This window comes from Roseovarius indicus (assembly GCF_008728195.1).
Taxonomy (GTDB): Bacteria; Pseudomonadota; Alphaproteobacteria; order Rhodobacterales; family Rhodobacteraceae; genus Roseovarius; species Roseovarius indicus.
Map to the genome: position 1 here is coordinate 26442 of NZ_CP031598.1, position 16350 is coordinate 42791.

Annotated in this window: 17 protein-coding genes and 2 riboswitches; of the genes, 4 read left to right on the plus strand and 13 right to left on the minus strand. The window is 67.1% G+C overall.

Going from position 1 to position 16350, the window contains the following annotated elements:
• Positions 1-20: 20 nt before the first annotated feature.
• From RIdsm_RS00125 to RIdsm_RS00160, 8 genes are all read right to left on the minus strand, one after another.
• The gene (locus tag RIdsm_RS00125) at positions 21-548 is read right to left on the minus strand and encodes a DUF3035 domain-containing protein (protein WP_057817529.1); all 528 of its coding nucleotides are present in this window, start codon (positions 546-548) and stop codon (positions 21-23) included.
• A gap of 53 nt (positions 549-601) precedes the next feature.
• Complete coding sequence (lspA, locus tag RIdsm_RS00130) at positions 602-1072, minus strand: signal peptidase II (protein ID WP_057817526.1); 471 nt, start codon at positions 1070-1072, stop codon at positions 602-604.
• A 28-nt stretch (positions 1073-1100) separates the two neighbouring features.
• Positions 1101-2690, minus strand: a complete 1590-nt coding sequence (purH, locus tag RIdsm_RS00135; protein ID WP_057817650.1) for a bifunctional phosphoribosylaminoimidazolecarboxamide formyltransferase/IMP cyclohydrolase — start codon at positions 2688-2690, stop codon at positions 1101-1103.
• A 27-nt stretch (positions 2691-2717) separates the two neighbouring features.
• Positions 2718-4460 (minus strand): heparinase II/III family protein, encoded by a 1743-nt coding sequence (locus RIdsm_RS00140; protein ID WP_057817525.1) that lies wholly within the window; start codon positions 4458-4460, stop codon positions 2718-2720.
• Positions 4461-4640: 180 nt separating this feature from the next.
• The gene (locus RIdsm_RS00145) at positions 4641-4775 is read right to left on the minus strand and encodes an aa3-type cytochrome c oxidase subunit IV (protein WP_057817523.1); all 135 of its coding nucleotides are present in this window, start codon (positions 4773-4775) and stop codon (positions 4641-4643) included.
• A 114-nt stretch (positions 4776-4889) separates the two neighbouring features.
• Positions 4890-5345 (minus strand): DUF6173 family protein, encoded by a 456-nt coding sequence (locus tag RIdsm_RS00150; protein WP_057817521.1) that lies wholly within the window; start codon positions 5343-5345, stop codon positions 4890-4892.
• Positions 5338-6399 carry an MBL fold metallo-hydrolase gene (locus RIdsm_RS00155; protein WP_057817519.1) on the minus strand — a complete coding sequence of 354 codons (1062 nt, stop codon included), beginning with the start codon at positions 6397-6399 and terminating at the stop codon, positions 5338-5340. Before RIdsm_RS00155 ends, RIdsm_RS00150 begins: the two co-directional genes overlap by 8 nt.
• Positions 6396-8114, minus strand: a complete 1719-nt coding sequence (locus tag RIdsm_RS00160; RefSeq protein WP_057817517.1) for an acyl-CoA dehydrogenase family protein — start codon at positions 8112-8114, stop codon at positions 6396-6398. Before RIdsm_RS00160 ends, RIdsm_RS00155 begins: the two co-directional genes overlap by 4 nt.
• A gap of 137 nt (positions 8115-8251) precedes the next feature.
• Between RIdsm_RS00160 and RIdsm_RS00165 the strand changes: the two genes are divergently transcribed.
• Positions 8252-9196 carry an L-threonylcarbamoyladenylate synthase gene (locus RIdsm_RS00165; RefSeq protein WP_057817515.1) on the plus strand — a complete coding sequence of 315 codons (945 nt, stop codon included), beginning with the start codon at positions 8252-8254 and terminating at the stop codon, positions 9194-9196.
• Between the two features lie 64 nt (positions 9197-9260).
• Here RIdsm_RS00165 and RIdsm_RS00170 read toward each other — a convergent pair whose 3' ends face one another.
• Positions 9261-9797 (minus strand): invasion associated locus B family protein, encoded by a 537-nt coding sequence (locus RIdsm_RS00170; protein WP_235607867.1) that lies wholly within the window; start codon positions 9795-9797, stop codon positions 9261-9263.
• A 209-nt stretch (positions 9798-10006) separates the two neighbouring features.
• On the opposite strand from RIdsm_RS00170, the gene RIdsm_RS00175 reads away from it, so the two are divergent.
• From RIdsm_RS00175 to RIdsm_RS00185, 3 genes are all read left to right on the plus strand, one after another.
• Positions 10007-11002 (plus strand): asparaginase, encoded by a 996-nt coding sequence (locus tag RIdsm_RS00175; RefSeq protein WP_057817645.1) that lies wholly within the window; start codon positions 10007-10009, stop codon positions 11000-11002.
• A 258-nt stretch (positions 11003-11260) separates the two neighbouring features.
• Entirely contained in the window at positions 11261-11518 is a 258-nt protein-coding gene (locus RIdsm_RS00180) for an EF-hand domain-containing protein (RefSeq protein WP_057817513.1), read from the plus strand.
• Positions 11519-11753: 235 nt separating this feature from the next.
• Positions 11754-11907: riboswitch (FMN riboswitch) on the plus strand.
• Between the two features lie 80 nt (positions 11908-11987).
• On the plus strand, positions 11988-12428 hold the full coding sequence (locus RIdsm_RS00185) for a 6,7-dimethyl-8-ribityllumazine synthase (protein ID WP_057817511.1): 441 nt from the start codon (positions 11988-11990) through the stop codon (positions 12426-12428).
• On the opposite strand, the gene RIdsm_RS00190 is transcribed toward RIdsm_RS00185, so the two are convergent.
• The 4 genes from RIdsm_RS00190 to RIdsm_RS00205 all read right to left on the minus strand — a co-directional run bounded on the left by RIdsm_RS00190 (position 12425) and on the right by RIdsm_RS00205 (position 16157).
• Entirely contained in the window at positions 12425-13123 is a 699-nt protein-coding gene (locus tag RIdsm_RS00190; protein ID WP_057817510.1) for a thiamine ABC transporter ATP-binding protein, read from the minus strand. The two genes, RIdsm_RS00185 and RIdsm_RS00190, sit on opposite strands and share 4 nt — an antisense overlap.
• Positions 13110-14666, minus strand: a complete 1557-nt coding sequence (locus RIdsm_RS00195) for a thiamine/thiamine pyrophosphate ABC transporter permease ThiP (RefSeq protein ID WP_057817508.1) — start codon at positions 14664-14666, stop codon at positions 13110-13112. The genes RIdsm_RS00190 and RIdsm_RS00195 overlap by 14 nt, the downstream gene beginning before the upstream one ends.
• Positions 14642-15619 carry a thiamine ABC transporter substrate binding subunit gene (gene thiB / locus RIdsm_RS00200; protein WP_057817506.1) on the minus strand — a complete coding sequence of 326 codons (978 nt, stop codon included), beginning with the start codon at positions 15617-15619 and terminating at the stop codon, positions 14642-14644. The genes RIdsm_RS00195 and thiB overlap by 25 nt, the downstream gene beginning before the upstream one ends.
• A gap of 35 nt (positions 15620-15654) precedes the next feature.
• A riboswitch (TPP riboswitch) is annotated at positions 15655-15765 on the minus strand.
• A gap of 65 nt (positions 15766-15830) precedes the next feature.
• The gene (locus RIdsm_RS00205) at positions 15831-16157 is read right to left on the minus strand and encodes a YciI family protein (RefSeq protein WP_057817504.1); all 327 of its coding nucleotides are present in this window, start codon (positions 16155-16157) and stop codon (positions 15831-15833) included.
• Positions 16158-16350 lie beyond the last annotated feature (193 nt).

Genomic DNA, 16350 nt, shown 5'->3' on the forward strand with positions numbered 1-16350 from the left:
GGTTGTGACTGTGCCGAGGCTCAGCGCGAGGACGGCGGCGGCGCGGTGGGCGTGATCACGCCGGCATTGCGCATGCGGCGCTGCTCGGCATCCGAATCAAGCCACTGGCGCTTGTAGGCGTCGGTGTAGTTGTCGCGCGGCCCGATGCGGAAAATGTTCCGGCGCCCGTAGTTGCGGCGGATTTCCTTGTCTTCCACGCGCAGGCGCTGGCGGATCGTCGGATCGGTGCCATAGCGGGCGGCATGGCGGACGAGGCCCGCGTCGCCCGGGGCGACGCCCGCGTCGGCCGTGGCGGCCGGGTTGCCGCCAAGGGCGGCGATGCCGTCGGCCTTGGGGTTCTGATCGGTGCGGTTCGCGGCGCCCGGCTGCGGGGTCGGCAGGGCGGCATAGCTTTCGGGAGCCTCGAGCGGTTTGCCCGGTGCGATCGAGAACTCGTCCGGCCCGTCGCCGGTGTTCTTGAACCGGGTCAGCGTGACATCGCGGTCGCGCGAACACGCGGCCACCACAAGCACCAGCCCAATCATCATGATCTTCCGCGGCAGCATCATCCGCAAATCTCCCAAACTCGTCGCGCCACGTCTAACCCATCACGAAGAAAAGGTCACGCGGCCTTTTTCTCGCCCGTGAAGATTACCATACCGACGGCCCCGGCGAAAACCGCGATATCGGCCACGTTGAAGGCGTAAGGGTTGTCTATGCCACAGCAGGACATGTTCAGGAAGTCGGCGACGGCCCCGTAGACCAGCCTGTCCACGACATTGCCCATGGCCCCGCCGATCAGCAGGCCGGCGGCGATTTTTTGCCAGATGCCGCCAGGTTCGCGCCGGATCCACCACAGGACGACGCCCGAGATCAGCAGGGCGATTCCGATCAGGATCCAGCGGGTGGTGTCGGTGTCGCCCTGGAAGAGGCCGAAATTGATGCCGTAGTTCCACGCCATCTTGAAGTTCAGGAAGGGCGGCCAGATGGGCATGTCGCGCAGGCGGTCGAGCTCGAGCACGTGCACGACCCAGTACTTGGTGATCTGGTCGACGAGGAAGGTGAGGACCCCGGCGATGAAAACGGTGGGCATCTTGTTCTCCTGACGCGTGGCGCCGGTGTTAGTGCCGGAAGTGGCGCATGCCGGTCAAGACCATGGCGAGCCCGGCCTCGTCGGCGGCGGCGATGACGTCGTCGTCGCGCATCGAACCGCCGGGCTGGATCACGGCGGTCGCCCCGGCCTCGGCCGCGGTCAGCAGGCCGTCGGCGAAGGGGAAGAACGCGTCCGATGCGACGACGCTGCCCTGGGTGAGCGGGGCGTCGAGGCCGAGTTCGGCGGCCATGTCCTGCGATTTGCGGGCGGCGATGCGGCAGCTGTCGACGCGGCTCATCTGGCCGGCGCCGACGCCGACGGTGGCGCCGTCCTTGACGTAGACGATGGCGTTGGACTTGACGTGCTTGGCGACTTTCCACGCGAACAGCATGTCGGACATCTCGCGGTCGGTCGGCGCGCGCTTGGTGACGACGCGGAGATCGGTGACGTTGACCTGGCCGTTGTCCTTGTCTTGCACGAGAAGGCCGCCGGAGACCTGTTTGAAGGCCAGCGCGGGGGCGCCCGGACTGGCGAGGCCATCGGTGGTCAGGAGGCGCAGGTTCTTCTTGGCGGCGAAGATCGCCTTTGCGTCGTCATCGGCGCCGGGGGCGATGACCACCTCGGTGAAGATCTTCGCGATCTCCTCGGCGGTTTCGCCGTCGAGGGGCTGGTTGAGGGCGATGATGCCGCCGAAGGCGCTGGTGCGGTCGCAATCGAAGGCGCGCATGTAGGCCTCGCGCAACGTCGGCCCTTGGGCCACGCCGCAGGGGTTGGCGTGCTTGATGATGGCGCAGGCGGGGCCGTCTTCGGTGGGGTATTCGCTGACCAGTTCGAAGGCGGCGTCAGTGTCGTTGATGTTGTTGTAGCTCAGTTCCTTACCCTGGTGCTGGGTGGCGGTGGCGACGCCGGGGCGGGAGGAGCCGTCCTTGTAGAAGGCGGCGGACTGGTGCGGGTTCTCGCCATAGCGGAGGGTTTGCGCCAGCGTGCCGGCGAAGGCGCGGCGGCGGGGGGTTTTCTCGCCCAGCGCCTGTGCCATCCAGCCCGACACGGCGGCGTCATAGGCGCCGGTGCGGGCATAGGCGGTCAGCGCGAGGCGCTGGCGGAACTCGTAAGTGGTTTGGCCGTCATTGGCGTCGAGCTCGTCGAGGAGGGGCTGGTAATCCTCGACATCGACGACCACCGAGACGAAGGCGTGGTTCTTGGCCGCCGCGCGGATCATGGCCGGGCCGCCGATATCGATGTTCTCGATGCAGGTGTCGTAATCGGCGCCCTTGGCGACCGTTTCCTCGAACGGGTAGAGGTTGACGACCAGAAGGTCGATCGGGCCGATGCCGTGCTGTTCCATCGCCGCCACGTGATCGGCATTGTCGCGCAGCGCCAGCAGGCCGCCATGCACCATCGGGTGCAGGGTTTTCACCCGACCGTCCATCATCTCGGGGAAGCCTGTCACCTCGGCCACGTCGCGCACGTCGAGCCCGGCTTCGCGAAGCGTCTTGGCGCTGCCGCCGGTCGACAGGAGTTCGACCCCGCGCTCGGACAGGGCCTTGCCCAGCCGGACCAGCCCGGTCTTGTCGGAAACGGAAAGAAGGGCGCGGCGAAGGGGCGCAAGATCGGTCATCGGCAGCATGTCCTTGGTCGGTTCAGGTCAGTATTCGGTCACCGGGTCGCGCGCGTCCCGCGCCAGATCGCGGATACCGATGGGCGAGTCCTGCGGCTTGGCCAGTGACCATCTCACGCGGGTCGCATACTCCATCATGCGGCCGGATAGAACAATCTGTTTGGTCGCACGGGGCTTGAGGCGCGTTTTTTCGAGGTAAACGCTGCCCTCGACGGTGATATCGACGTTTCCGTCGACCCGCATGACCCAGATTTCGCCGCTCATCAGCGCCATCGAGGCCGCGGTGCCGCCCATGTCGAGAGAGACGTCGACATCGGGATGCAGGTGAAAGCGGATGTCGAACGGGATGCCTTCGAGGCCGGAGGTATCGAGCGCCTTGTCGAAGCGTTCCTTGTCGCCGTCGTCGAGCGTGACGAGCATGTCTTCGCCCGCCAGCCCGCGCCCGTCGAAGGTGAGTTCCAGCTTGCGCACATGGGTGAGGCCGTATTCCCGGACATAGCCGTCGTGACCGCCCTCGAAGCGCAGCCCGTCGGAGGCCTGGCTGACCTCGATGGGCACGCGGCGGGGGGCGCTGACGAGGTACTCGTGGCCGTCGCGCAGGGCGCCCAGCCGGGCGCTGGACTGTTCGTTCAGCACCAGCGTGGAATGCGAGGGGGTGGCGCGCCCGGCGCGGCGCCATTCCAGCCCGAAATTGGCGCCCGAGCCGCAGTTGACGATGAGCGGCCGGCGGCCCGAGGTCAGTTCGAAGGCCAGGGTGGAGGCGTGCGCATCGCCCGAGGCCTTGGCGGCAGGGGGTGGCGAGGCATCGACGATGACGCTGGTGCGGCCCGCGCTGAGCCGGGCAAAGCCCATCGACAGCCCGTTCGCCGCGCGGGTTTTCACGCCGCTGTTGGCGAGCGCGTGGTCGAGCCGGCCCTCGAGGCCCTTGCCGCCGCCGTGGAACCGCGCCAGCCCGCCATCGGCGTGGCGCAGGGTGCGCAGGGTCGGGGCAATGCGTTCGATGGCCGACCAATGGGCATTGCTGACGCCCTTGCCGGATTCGCTGAGCGCGACGGCGGCCCATGTCAGCAGGGTGAAGACGTCGAGCAGTTCCTCGGGATTTCGGGTGGGCAGGCCGCCCTGGGCGTCGATCTTCTCGGCGCATTCCCTGTCGAGCGCGGCGACGGCGGGGGCGACCTGGTTTTCCATGCCTTCGAGGGAAATGCCGGCATAGATCAGGCCGGTGAGGGCCTCGAAGCGGGGCAGGCCGGGGGCGGTGGCGCCCCAGCGGCGGCCGAGGAAGATGGTTTGGGCCGCCATCGAGCGGTAGAAGGCGTGGGAATCCTCGCTGCCGCGGCCGCTGAGGAGGAAGAAGGCGTGGCTGATCCAGCGGATCAGGCGGCGGCCGGTGAGGTCGGGTGTCCAACCCGGGCCGCGGCCGCGCCCGTAATGGTCGATCCAGCCCCAGAGCCATTCCTGTGCCCGGGCGCGGGCCGGCGCGTCGCCGGCGGCGACGAGGTCGTCGAGCCAGCCGAAGCCGTGCAGCGCCTCGGCGAAGGCGTGGTCGGGCGGCTCGATCTCCCACATGTCGGCGTCGGGTTTCTGGATCAGGTGCCCGGCGAAGAGGAAATTTCCGGCGGCCAGTTGGCGCCCGCGGGCATAGCTGCCGATGGTGCGCGGTTCGGGTTGCGAGACGAACGCGGTGGCCGGCCGGCCCATGACCGCCCGTCGGGCCGCGACCCGGTTCTGAAAACGCGTCCAGCGCGCGGTCAGCTTTTCCGCTGTTGCCATGCCTCTTGCCTCTTCGCGCTCTTTCCGGCGCCGTTCGTGGCAGTATAGCGCGGGCGGGAGGTCAAGTCACGGCAGATTGCATGCCGCAAGGTAAACGGTGGAGACGCGCCATTGGCCCCGAGCGCCAGGGCGATCGGGGGTGAGAAGTGGCCGGACTGTCGTGAAAGGGCGCCGGGCGCCTCAGGCGTTGACCAGCGCCATGAAGATCAGCGCCACGACGATCAGGACACAGGCCCAGGCCGTGAAACGGATGAAGCCCTCGAAGGTCTTCTCCTGGGTTTCGATATCCATCTCGCCATGCTTGTGGTCAGCCATCTGGGGTCGTTCCCTGCTTGGAAAATACTCGGTCGGTGCGTTGGATACTGCATTTGCCGGGGGCTGTCACCACCCTGTGGGCGGTTGGGCCCGAAATGTCGCAATGCCGGTCGGTCAGGCGCGTTCGAGGTCTTCGACGAGGCGGAATCCGATGCGGTTGGGTTCGGCGTGTTCGATCATCTTGGGCAGGGCGCGCAGCATGACGTTGAGCTGGGTGACATGCTGGATGAGCTGGGTTTTCACGCCGTGGGCGTCGCTGCCGTAGAAGGTGACGATATCGGGGTCGAAAAAGCCCATCCCCTCGATCCGGATGACGCCGGCCTCGGCCCCGGCGAAGCCGATGGCGATCTCGTGTTCGTTGTCGAGGGTCTTCTCGAAGTTCTGGATATAGAGGATCAGGCGTTCATAGGCCCATTGGGCTTCGCTTTTTTCCTCGACCGGGGAGAGGGTTACGCCGTTGGTCACGTCGCGCCCGCCCTTGCAGGTTTCGGGGTCGGCGTGAACCTCGTGACAACGCGGAATGGCATCGTTCTCCGCCGCCTCGGCGGCCGTTCTGATCTTGTCATCCATCGTCTGCCCACTCCCTGCTCTGCCACAGCCATGCGCCGTCGTCGCGGCGCCAGCGCGTGATTTCGCCAGCGTGATGGAGATGATTGAGATGCGCAACCGCCTCGACGAGGGCGAGGCCGTAGATGCCCTTGTCGATGGTGCGCTTGAAGAGCGGCGGGAAGCAGTCGGCGGCGGTGCGCGGTTCGGTCAGGTGGGCGCGGAGGCGGTCGAGGGCGCCGTGGTGATTCTCGATCAGTTGGCGCATGCGCATGGGCAGGCCGTAGAAGGGCCGTTTGTGGCCGCTCAGCACGAAGTGATGTTCGCGCGCCAGCGACCGGAAGCGACCGCAGGCTTCCAGCCATTCGGCGACGGGGTCGGCCTCGGGTTCGGTGGGGTGAACGCCGATATTGGGGCTGATGGAGGAGATGATCTGGTCGCCGGCGATGACGAGATTGTCGTCGCGGCTCCAGAGGGTGAGGTGTTCGGGGGCGTGGCCGTTGCCGATATGGATATCCCAGCAGCGGCCGCCGGCGCGGAGGGTGTCGCCTTCCTTGACGCGCGTGTAGCCCAGCGGCAGCGGGTGGCAGACATCGGAGAAGTTGAAGGGGCGTTCGGTCTTTCGGGCGTCGTATATCTCGGGGTCCATGCCCGAGGCGCGCCAGTAGTCGAGCGCCTGTTGGGTGGGCTTTTCCTCGGTGTCGAGGATGAGCATCCGGGAAAACAGCCAGGCGGTGCGGGTGGTGACCAGCTCGGCGCCGAAGCGGTCCATCAGCCAGCCGGCCATGCCGACGTGGTCGGGGTGGTGGTGGGTGAGGATGATGCGCGAGACGGGTTTGCCCTTGAGCGGGCCGTCGAGCAGGCCCTCCCAGAGCGTCACGCTGTGGTCGGTCTTCATGCCGGTGTCGACCAAGGTCCAGCTGTCGCCGTCGTCGAGGGCGTAGACATTGACGTGGTCGAGCGCCATCGGCAGGGGCAGACGGATCCAGAGGACGCCCGGCGCCACCTCGAGGGCGGCGCCGTTTTCCGGCGGGTCGGGGAAGGGGTAGCGCAGCTTCTGGTTCGGTCCGTCCGTCATGCGACGAGGTCGTCGGGGGTGAGCGCGTAGAGGTCTTCCGACCCGGCCGTGGCATGGGCCAGTTGGGCCGTATGCTCGGGCAGCAGGCGCTGGATATAGAACCGCGCCAGCCGGGTGCGTTTGCCCTCGCCGCCTTCGGCCTGTGCGGCGCAGAGGTGGAAATGGGCGCCGAGCACGCGGGCCCAGGCCCGGAGGAAGGGGACGGAGCCGGCGAAGCGGTCGGTGACGTTCTTCTGCGAGACCATCCACTCGGTCGCCTCGCGCAGCGATTCGGTGGCGTTCCACACCGGTTCGGCCAGGTCCGGCAGGGTGGCGCGGGCGCCTTCGGCGTGGCGCTCGATTTCATCCAGCAGCGCGTAGGCGGCCTCGCCCCCGTCCATCAGCTTGCGGCCGGCAAGGTCCATCGACTGGATGCCGTTGGTGCCCTCGTAGATGGCGGTGACGCGGACGTCGCGGGCGTACTGGGCGGCGCCGGTTTCCTCGATATAGCCCATGCCGCCATGCACCTGGATGCCCAGATCGCTGACATTGGCGCCGGTTTCGGTGCCGAAGGCCTTGGTGATGGGCGTGAGGAAGGCGGCGCGGGCGGCCCAGTCGGCCTCGCCCGTGGCGTGGGCCATGTCGATCGCGACGGCATTGGCCAGCGCGATGGCGCGGGCGGCGGCGGTTTCGGCCTTCATCGTGGTCAGCATCCGGCGGACGTCGGCGTGATCCATGATGGTGCCGGTGCCGTTCTCGAGGGGCGTCTTGCCCTGGGTGCGGTCCTGGGCATAGGCCATCGCGTGTTGCAGCGCGCCTTCGGCGGTGCCGATGCCCTGAACGCCGACGCCGAGGCGGGCGTTGTTCATCATGGTGAACATGCAGCGCATGCCGTCGTTTTCCTCGCCGATGAGCCAGCCCTGGGCGCCGTCATATTGCATGACAGCGGTCGGGCTGCCGTGCAGGCCCATCTTGTGTTCGAGGCTGACGACCTTGAGGTCGTTGGCCTTGCCGGGCGCGCCGTTCTCGTCGGGGATGTATTTCGGCACGAGGAACAGGCTGATCCCCTTGGTGCCGGGCACGCTGTCGGGGAGACGGGCGAGGACGAGGTGGCAGACATTCTCGGTGAAATCGTTGTCGCCCCAGCTGATGTAGATCTTCTGGCCGGTGATGGCGTAAGAGCCGTCATCGTTGGGCTCGGCGCGGGTGCGAAGCGCGCCCACGTCGCTGCCGGCCTGTGCTTCGGTCAGGTTCATCGTGCCGGACCATTCGCCGGAGATGAGCTTGGGCAGGTAGGTTTCGCGAATCGCGTCGCTGGCGTGGTTTTCCAGCGCCTCGATCTGGCCCTGCGTCATCAGGGGGTTGAGTTGCAGGCTGAGGCAGGCGCTGCTCATCATCTCGTTGACGGCGGTGGTCACGGCCATCGGCAGACCCATGCCCCCGTTCTCCTGGCTGGCGGAGATCGAGACCCAGCCGCCCTCGGCAATGGCCTTGTAGCCTTCGTCGAAGCCGGGGCTGGTGCGGACGACGCCGTTTTCCAGCTTGGCGGGGTGCAGGTCGCCGTTGCGTTGCAGGGGGGCGAGCACCTCTTCGCACATGCGGCCGGCCTCGTTGAGGATGGCGGTGACCATGTCGGGCGTGGCGTCGGCGAACCGTTCGGTCGCGACGACGTCCTCGAGTTTCACGACATGGGAAAATAGAAAATTGAATTCCTCGACAGGGGCGCGATATGGCATCGAAAATCTCCTGATTTGGTCGGTCCCGGCGGCTTGCGTGGCTTGGCTTAACGGGCTTCGGCCTTTATGCATCCGGGCTAGGCATAGCGTAGCGGGTGCCGCACTTCCATCAACTAAAACGCCGCGTCAGAACCACCATGAGCCATGAGACCACCCTGTTGACCGCCGATGCCGCCGGGTTTGCCCGCGCCGCAGAGGTGTTGCGGGGCGGTGAGTTGGTCGCCTTTCCGACCGAGACGGTTTACGGGCTGGGGGGCGATGCGACGAACGACATGGCGGTGGCGCGGATCTTCGAGGCGAAGGGGCGGCCGCGGTTCAACCCGCTGATCGTGCATGTCGATCGGATCGAGACGGCGCAGGGGTTTGTCGAGTGGTCGCACGAGGCGGAGGTTCTCGCCAGTGCGTTCTGGCCGGGGCCGCTGACGCTGGTGTTGCCGATCAAGGCGGGGGCCGGGATTTCGCCGCTGGTGACGGCCGATCTGCCGTCGCTCGCCGTGCGGGTGCCGGCGCATCCGGTGGCGCGGGAGTTGTTGCGGGTTTTCGGCGGGCCGGTGGCGGCGCCGTCGGCCAACCCGTCTGGCCGGATCAGCCCGACCACGGCGGCGCATGTGGCGGCCGGTTTGGCGGGGCGGATCGGGGCGATCCTGGATGGCGGGGCCTGTGAGGTTGGGGTGGAATCAACCATTGTCGGGCTGACGGACGGGCCGACTTTGCTGCGGCCCGGCGGGTTGCCGGCGGAGGCCATCGAGCAGGCGCTGGGCGGGCCTTTGGCCCGGAATGGCGCGGGAGATGCGGTGACGGCGCCGGGGCAGCTGGCGTCGCATTACGCGCCGGGGGCCACGGTAAGGCTGGAGGCCGAGAGCCGGCGTGAGGGCGAGGTTTTGCTGGGGTTCGGGAAGGTCGAGTGCGATCTCAACCTGTCGGCTTCGGGTGATCTGACGGAGGCGGCGGCGAACCTTTTCGCGCATCTGCACGCGCTGGATGCGAAGGGTGCGCCGATTGCCGTGTCGCCCATTCCCGAAACCGGGCTGGGCCGGGCGATCAACGACCGGCTGCGCCGGGCCGCGGCCCCGCGCGACTGAAGGCGCGCCACCGAAAGGTTGCGCGCCCTTGTTTCAATCAATCGGGGGCAAGCCGGTCAGGCCGTCACTGACAGCGTTTTTCGGCTTCTTCCACGGCTGCGGTGAAGCCCAGCAGCGAGAAGGTGTCCTTGGTCGTCGTGCCCCGGCTGGACCGTGCGGTGAGAACCGCGTCGGTGCCGCGCTTGAGGGCCGCGATGATCTTGGCGTCGTCTGCCGTGCTGGCCGGCCAGGCCCATTCGCCCTCGGTGAACAGCTCGAACTCGGTCCCGCCGATGTTGAGGTTCACGGTCGAGGACGACGCGAACGGATAGCCGCCGGTAAAGGTGAGCTGGCCCTCGACCCCGGCATCGGGGCGGTAGAACGCCATCAGAAGGATGTCGCCCCGGCGCACGGCCACGACGCGGCCTTCCTTGGTGTTGACGGTTTCCGTGGGCGAGGACACGGCCCAGCATTCGCGCGGGTCATTGTCTTCGAAAACGCTCCACGCCGTGTTCGCGGCGACCTGGTTGGTGCTTTCTTCCTGCGCCTGTACGACCGTGCCGGTCGCGGTTGCCGCGATGAAGGCGCCCGTCAGCAGGCGCAAGGCAGTCAGGCGTGCCATCGGTGATCCCATTCGTCTCCAGCCTCCAAAGCTGTCCTTAGCCTCAAATTCTTGAACCGCCCGCGCCGCTTAACCGGTTTTGTATTGCGGGTCGGCCATTTTCCCTCGACATTGCAATATTAGCCTGAAAGTGGCGAGACATGAAAGGATCAATTGGCAAGTTTTCGCGTGCGCTCGCGCAGGCGTGAGCCTTGCCAGGAAGGTGAATGATGACAGGCCCGGCCCCCTTGACCGAAATCTGGCGCGGACCGATGGCGGAGAGCCGTCACACCGGCCATGCCGTGATCTGTGACGGAAGCGGTGAAATCGTCGAGGCCTGGGGCAACCCGGCCGAGGCCGTTTACCCCCGCAGTTCGGCGAAGATGATCCAGGCTTTGCCGCTGATCGAGAGCGGTGCGGCCGGGGCTTACGGGCTGACGGCCGAGCAGCTGGCGCTGGCCTGTGCGTCGCATAACGGGGCGGCGATTCACACGGATCGGGTGAAAGCGTGGCTGGCGGATCTGGGGCTGGGGGACGATGATTTCCGCTGTGGCCCGCAGGTGCCGGATGACGATGCGGCGCGGTTCGCCTTGATCCGGGCGTATGAGGCGCCCTGCCAGGTGCACAACAACTGCTCGGGCAAGCATGCCGGGTTTCTGACGCTGGCGCAGCATCTGGGGGCCGGGCCCGAGTATGTCGAGCCGGATCATCCGGTGCAGAAAGCCTGTCTTGCGGCCTTCGAGGAGGTGACGGGCGAGGAGAGCCCGGGCTATGGCATCGACGGGTGTTCGGCGCCCAACTTCATCACCTCGCTGCACGGGATGGCGCGGGCGATGGCGCGGTTTGCCTGTGCCGAGGACGGCAAGGATGCGAGGCAGAGTGCGCAGCACCGGCTGTGGCAAGCGATGGTCGCGCATCCGGAGCTGGTGGCCGGCGAGGGGCGGGCCTGTACCGAGCTGATGCGGGCCTGTTCGGAGCCCGTGGCGCTCAAGACCGGGGCGGAGGGGTTCTTTATCGCGATCCTGCCGAGCCGGCAGATGGGCATCGCGCTCAAGATCACCGACGGGGCCACGCGGGCGGCGGAATGCACCATTGCGGCGCTGCTGGTGCGGCTGGGGGTGCTCGACCCCGGGCACCCGGCGGCGCGGGCCCGCCTGAATGCGCCGATCCGCAACCGCCGGGGGATCGAGACCGGGCGGATCGTGCCGGACGCCGGCCTGCTCTGAGCCTTTGGCGGTTCCATCCGGGCGGGCACCCTTCGGTTTCCCGCCTATAGCCGCCGTGCCTGTCCGCGGGTTCCCGCCACCGGTAGGGAATATGGCCCGATGTGGCAGTCTCCCGCTTGTCGGAAGGGGCTGTTTTGGCTCTTTCCCGCGACTTTCGGGGCTGGAACGCACCGGGCGCAGACAAGGCGCCGGACACTCCCCATGTTGGATCGTGAGAGCACCACTCTCGGAACACGAACCTACAAAGGGAAAGTTTTCATGTTCAAGAAACTCACGACCGCAAGCCTTCTCGTGGCTTTCGTCCTGCCTGCGGCCGCGATTGCCGATATGGCTATGAAGATGGATGCAGACGGTGACGGCGCTGTCACGATGTCGGAATTCAACGAGGCGATGCCCGATGCCGGGACCGAAGTGTTCGCCGAGATTGATGCCGATGCGAACGGCGCGCTGAGCGAAGCGGAGATCGCCGCGGCGACCGAGAGCGGGCTGCTTCCGGGGGCTGCCTCGGAAGGCTAAGGCCAACCTCCTCCCGGGGGTGCTTGCGGGCGGTTGTGCCCGCAGGCGTGCCCAACCCGTGCGCCGGCCTCAGGACACCCCCAAATCCCCGGTCGGCAGCGGGACATCAACCACGTCTGCGCAGCTACATCTGGCATGATCGCTCGCAGCACTCCGGGTTGGATGCCGCGTCGCCATCTGGCGGCGCGGCATTTTTTATTGGCTTGCCCTGCGGCGGGTTTTCCAACATCATCGGCGGCGTTCTCAGGGCGGGGCGAAATTCCCCACCGGCGGTAAGGGGCGCATGCCTCAAGCCCGCGAGCGCATCGGGGTTGCAAAGCTTCGATGGTCAAGCAGATCCGGTGCGATTCCGGAGCCGACGGTTACAGTCCGGATGGAAGAGAACGCCGGGTTTCAGGGGGTTTCCCCTGCCTTTCCCGTCGTCCTGCGCCTTGGGTGAGAAGTGTCGATGATGGAAAGGAGCAAACCCATGACACGCACCCGATACGCCTTTATCAAGGCCAACTGGCACGCCGAGACCGTCGATCAGGCGCTGGCCGGATTCTGTGAGCTTATTCCGCGAGAGCAGGTTGATGTGTTCGACGTGCCCGGTGCGTTCGAGATGCCGCTTTTGGCGCGCGACCTGGCCCGGACGGGGCAGTATGCCGCCGTGGCGGCGGCGGCCTTCGTGGTGGATGGCGGGATATACCGGCATGACTTCGTGGCGCAGGCCGTGGTGGACGGGCTGATGCGGGCCGGGATGGATAGCGACGTGCCGGTTCTGTCGGTGTCGCTGACGCCGCACCAGTACCAGGAGACCGAGCATCATACCGCGATCTTCAAGGCGCATTTCGTCGAGAAGGGGCGGGAGGCGGCGCAGGCCGCGCTGATGATCGGCAAGACGCGGGAAGGGTTGAGCGCGGCCGCCTAGGCATCGCCCAGGTAGTCGCGCAAGGCGTCCGGCGGGTCGGCGAAGAGCTTGGCCGTTTCCGCCGGGGGCCGGGCTGTGCCGTCTGTCACCAGGATCACCTCGTCGGCGACGCGGCGGGCGTCGTCGGGTTCGTGGCTGACCATCAGGACGGTGGCGCCGGTTTCGCGGGCGAGCTCGGCGACGAGGTCGAGCATCTCGGCCTTGAGCGCGGGGCCGAGGGCGGCGAAGGGTTCGTCGAGGAGGAAGATCTCGCGGTCCTGTACCATGAGTCGGGCGAGGGCGATGCGCGCCCGCTGGCCGCCGGAGAGGGCGCCGGGTTTGCGGGGGCCGAGCCCGTCCAGCCCGACGCGGGTGAGGGCGGCGTCGACGCGGATCTTGTCGTCGTTCGAGAGGCGCAGGCGGGGGTCGATGCCGAGGCCCACGTTCTGGGCGGCGGTCAGGTGGGGGAAAAGGTTGCCGTCCTGGAAGAGCATGGCGACGGGGCGTTTGCCGGGCTCGGTGTCGGACAAGGGGTTGGCATTCCAGTATATTTCACCTTGGGAGAGGGGCAGGAAGCCGGCGACGGCCTCCAGAAGGGTTGTCTTGCCGCCGCCCGAGGGGCCGATGACGGCGACGATCTTGCCGGTTTCGACGGTCAGGTCGGCGGCGAGGCGGAAGCCGCCATTGTCGATGGTGCAGGTTTCAAACTTCAGCATGGTAGCGGCCTCCTCTGTCGAGAAGCCAGAAGGTGCCGACCGACAGGAGCAATAACAGCAGGGCGCCGCCCGCCGCGGCCTCCATCTGGTAGGAGCCCATGAGGCGGTAGATCTGGAGGGGGAGGGTGGCGATGTCGGGGTCGGCGAAGAGGGTGATGACGCCGAGATCACCGATGGACAGGGCCATGCCGAGGCCGGCGGCAAAGCCGATTTGCGCCCGCATCCGGGGCAGGAAGACGCGCCAGAGGAAGGGGCCGTGGGCCATGTCGAGGGAGAGGCCGAGCTTGCCGTAGCGCTCGACGATGTCGCGGGCGCGGGGGACGAGGATGCGCATGGCGAAAGGCAAGGACATCAGGGCGTTGACCAGGGCAGTGACGGGCAGGGCGAGGAGGAACGGGTCGGCCACCGGACGGATCAGGATGAAGAGGCCGGTGCCGATCACGAGAGGGGAGGCGGCGAGGCCGAGGAGGCCCGCGACCTCGATGATGTTGTGGCGCCCTTGGGCGATGGCGGCGGCCATGGGGAGGGCGGCGAGAAGGAGGAGCAGGGTGGAGGCGGTGGCGACGAGGAGGGAGACGCCGGCGGCTTTCCAGACGACGAAGGGCAGGCCCGCAAAGCCGGGCACGCCCGAGGCGACGATGGCCCCGAGCGGGAGCAGCAGGAAGGCTGCTGCGAGGGCGATCCAGACCGTGTCGGTCAGGCGCGCTATGGTGGTTCGACCGTCCCAACGTCTTAAGGAACGGTCAAGGCCGGTGCCGAATCCGGTGCCTTGAGCCAGCCGAATCGCCACCATGGCGGCGGCTGTGGCGATGAGGATCTGCAAGCCGGACAGCAGTGCCGCGCGGCCAAGATCGAATTCAAACCTGAAGGCCTGGTAAATGCCGAGTTCTATGGTGGTGGCCTTGGGCCCGCCGCCGAGGGTGAGGGCGACCGCGAAGCTGGTGAGGCAGATGGCGAAGACCACGGCCAGAGCGCCGGGGATGACCTGACGCAGGAGGGGCCATTCGATCAGGCGGAACATGGCGCGGGCGTCGAAGCCAAGCTGGGCGGCGAGGCGGAAGCGTTCGGCCGGCACCTCCTGCCAGCCCTGAAGGATGAGGCGGGTGGCGAGCGGCAGGTTGAGGAAGACATGGGCGAGAACGACGCCGTGCAGCCCGTAGATGCGGATCGGGTCGAGGCCGAAGGTTCCGAGAAGGGAGCTGATCCATCCGGCGCGGCCGAAGACCTCGAGCAGGCCGAGGATGGCGACGATCACCGGAAGGATGAAGGGCACGCCGAGAAGCGCGATGAGAGCCGAGCGCCCGGCGAAGCGGCGGCGGGCCAGCGCGCGGGCGACGGGGATGGCGAGGCCGACGCTGATGAGGGCCGAAAGGCTGGCTTGCAGGATGGTGAAGCGCACGGCGGCCCAGTCGGCGGCGGAGAGCCCGCCGCCGGTTTCGGCCCGCCATGCGACGGCGGCCAGCGTGCCGAGGACGAGCGCGGCGAGGAACCCCGCCGCGCCGTAGCCCGGGCCTGCGCTTACTGGCTGAGCGCGTTTTGCCACTCGGTCAGGGCCTCTTCCCGGATGGCTGCCGCTTCTTCGGCGGGCAGGAGCAGGGATTTTTCCGGCTTGATCAGGGTGTCGAAGCCATCGGCGAGACCGTCGTCGGGCATGACGGCGGGGTACATCCAGTTGGTGGTGGGAATGACCGACTGGAACGCGTCGGTGACCATGAATTGCAGGAACTCATCGGCCAGCTCGGGCTGGTCGGTGCTGGCCAGTTTGCCGGCGACTTCGACCTGCATGTAATGGCCCTCGTCGAAGGCGGCGGCGGCCTTGGTGTCATCCTCTTCCGCGATCAGGTGATAGGCGGGGGAGGTGGTGTAGGACAGGACCATGTCGGCCTCGCCTTCCATGAAGAGGCCATAGGCCTCGGACCAGCCCTTGGTGACGGTGACGATATTGTCGGAGAGGCCTTCCCAGATTTCCGGCGCCTCGTCGCCATAGGCGGCTTTCACCCAGAGGAGCAGGCCGAGGCCGGGGGTGGAGGAGCGGGGATCCTGGATCAGGATGGTCTTGTCGCTGTCGGCGAGTTCCCGGAAGCTTGTGGGGGCGTCGTTGGCGGCCTCGTGGATGAAGGCGAAATAGCCCCAGTCGTAGGGGACGAACACCGGGTCGGTCCATTCGACGGGCATGTCATAGGTGGCGTCGACCGAGTGTTCGGCGAAGAGGCCGGTTTCCTTGGCCGCCGCGATCAGGTTGGTGTCGAGGCCGAGGACGATGTCGGCGTCGGAGCGGTCGCCCTCGAGCCGGACGCGGGCCAAGAGGGCCGCGCCATCCTCGACGCCGACGAGCTTGAGGTCGCAGTCACAGGTTTCCTCGAACGCCGCCTCGATCTTGGGGCCGGGGCCCCATTCGGCGACGAAACTGTCGTAAGTATAGACGGTCAGTTCAGGTGTCTGGGCCGAGGCGGCCGTGGCACACAGAAGTCCCGCTGCAAATGTAAGATGCTTCATGTCATCCTCCTTTGCGGCGTGAGGGCAAGGGCGGATGATGCGTCCTTTACCTTCCCTCCGCCGGTTCTAGCCGGTTCAGGTTCAACGGGTTCGCTTTTGGCATCTCAGCCCTGGGCCAGTGGCCCACGGCACCCCGAGGTAGGCAGGACAGTAGGGTGGGCAGAGGGGGATGACAAGGGGGCGCCGGGGCGCCCCGCCTGTCGCTGGACCGTCAGGCGTTCTGGGTGTTCATCTCGCCGATCGGCGCCACCTCGACCGAGCCGCCGGTGGCGAGGATCGGGCAGCCCTTGGCCATCTCGCAGGCGGTTTCGATGTCGTCGGCTTCGACGATGGAGTAGCCCGCCAGCGGATTCGTGCCGCCATTGTGGGCGATGCCGGCGACGCGGACGGTCTTGGCCCAGCCGACGGGGCCGCCTTCGTCGATGCAGGCCTGGCCCATGTCGTTCATCCAGTTCTGCCAGCGGGTCAGCTCCTCCTCCTCGGAAACCTCATATTCTTCAGCATTTCCGCCATGATAGGCGAGAATGTATCTCGGCATATTGCTTACCTCCTCACGCGTTTTGGACGGTGGAGGATACCATGCCCGGCGGCGGAGATTCAGGGGGGCGGCGGCCGGAAAGGGTAAACGGCCATATTTTGCTGGTATTTCGACGTCGGTATCACGTCGGTATTCTGTCGGTATCGCGTCGGTGCGGGTGTCAGTGGGGCGGGGGGTTGATGTGGCGCGCGGT

Bases quoted from the DNA above. Each gene is read 5' to 3' on its own strand.
- RIdsm_RS00160 (WP_057817517.1), bottom strand. From the start codon at position 8,114: ATGCCATATCGCGCCCCTGTCGAGGAATTCAATTTTCTATTTTCCCAT.
- RIdsm_RS00165 (WP_057817515.1), top strand. From the start codon at position 8,252: ATGAGCCATGAGACCACCCTGTTGACCGCCGATGCCGCCGGGTTTGCC.
- RIdsm_RS00145 (WP_057817523.1), bottom strand. From the start codon at position 4,775: ATGGCTGACCACAAGCATGGCGAGATGGATATCGAAACCCAGGAGAAG.
- RIdsm_RS00185 (WP_057817511.1), top strand. From the start codon at position 11,988: ATGACACGCACCCGATACGCCTTTATCAAGGCCAACTGGCACGCCGAG.
- purH (WP_057817650.1), bottom strand. From the start codon at position 2,690: ATGACCGATCTTGCGCCCCTTCGCCGCGCCCTTCTTTCCGTTTCCGAC.
- RIdsm_RS00125 (WP_057817529.1), bottom strand. From the start codon at position 548: ATGATGCTGCCGCGGAAGATCATGATGATTGGGCTGGTGCTTGTGGTG.
- RIdsm_RS00205 (WP_057817504.1), bottom strand. From the start codon at position 16,157: ATGCCGAGATACATTCTCGCCTATCATGGCGGAAATGCTGAAGAATAT.
- RIdsm_RS00180 (WP_057817513.1), top strand. From the start codon at position 11,261: ATGTTCAAGAAACTCACGACCGCAAGCCTTCTCGTGGCTTTCGTCCTG.
- lspA (WP_057817526.1), bottom strand. From the start codon at position 1,072: ATGCCCACCGTTTTCATCGCCGGGGTCCTCACCTTCCTCGTCGACCAG.
- RIdsm_RS00140 (WP_057817525.1), bottom strand. From the start codon at position 4,460: ATGGCAACAGCGGAAAAGCTGACCGCGCGCTGGACGCGTTTTCAGAAC.
- RIdsm_RS00170 (WP_235607867.1), bottom strand. From the start codon at position 9,797: ATGGCACGCCTGACTGCCTTGCGCCTGCTGACGGGCGCCTTCATCGCG.
- thiB (WP_057817506.1), bottom strand. From the start codon at position 15,619: ATGAAGCATCTTACATTTGCAGCGGGACTTCTGTGTGCCACGGCCGCC.
- RIdsm_RS00150 (WP_057817521.1), bottom strand. From the start codon at position 5,345: ATGGATGACAAGATCAGAACGGCCGCCGAGGCGGCGGAGAACGATGCC.
- RIdsm_RS00190 (WP_057817510.1), bottom strand. From the start codon at position 13,123: ATGCTGAAGTTTGAAACCTGCACCATCGACAATGGCGGCTTCCGCCTC.
- RIdsm_RS00175 (WP_057817645.1), top strand. From the start codon at position 10,007: ATGACAGGCCCGGCCCCCTTGACCGAAATCTGGCGCGGACCGATGGCG.
- RIdsm_RS00155 (WP_057817519.1), bottom strand. From the start codon at position 6,399: ATGACGGACGGACCGAACCAGAAGCTGCGCTACCCCTTCCCCGACCCG.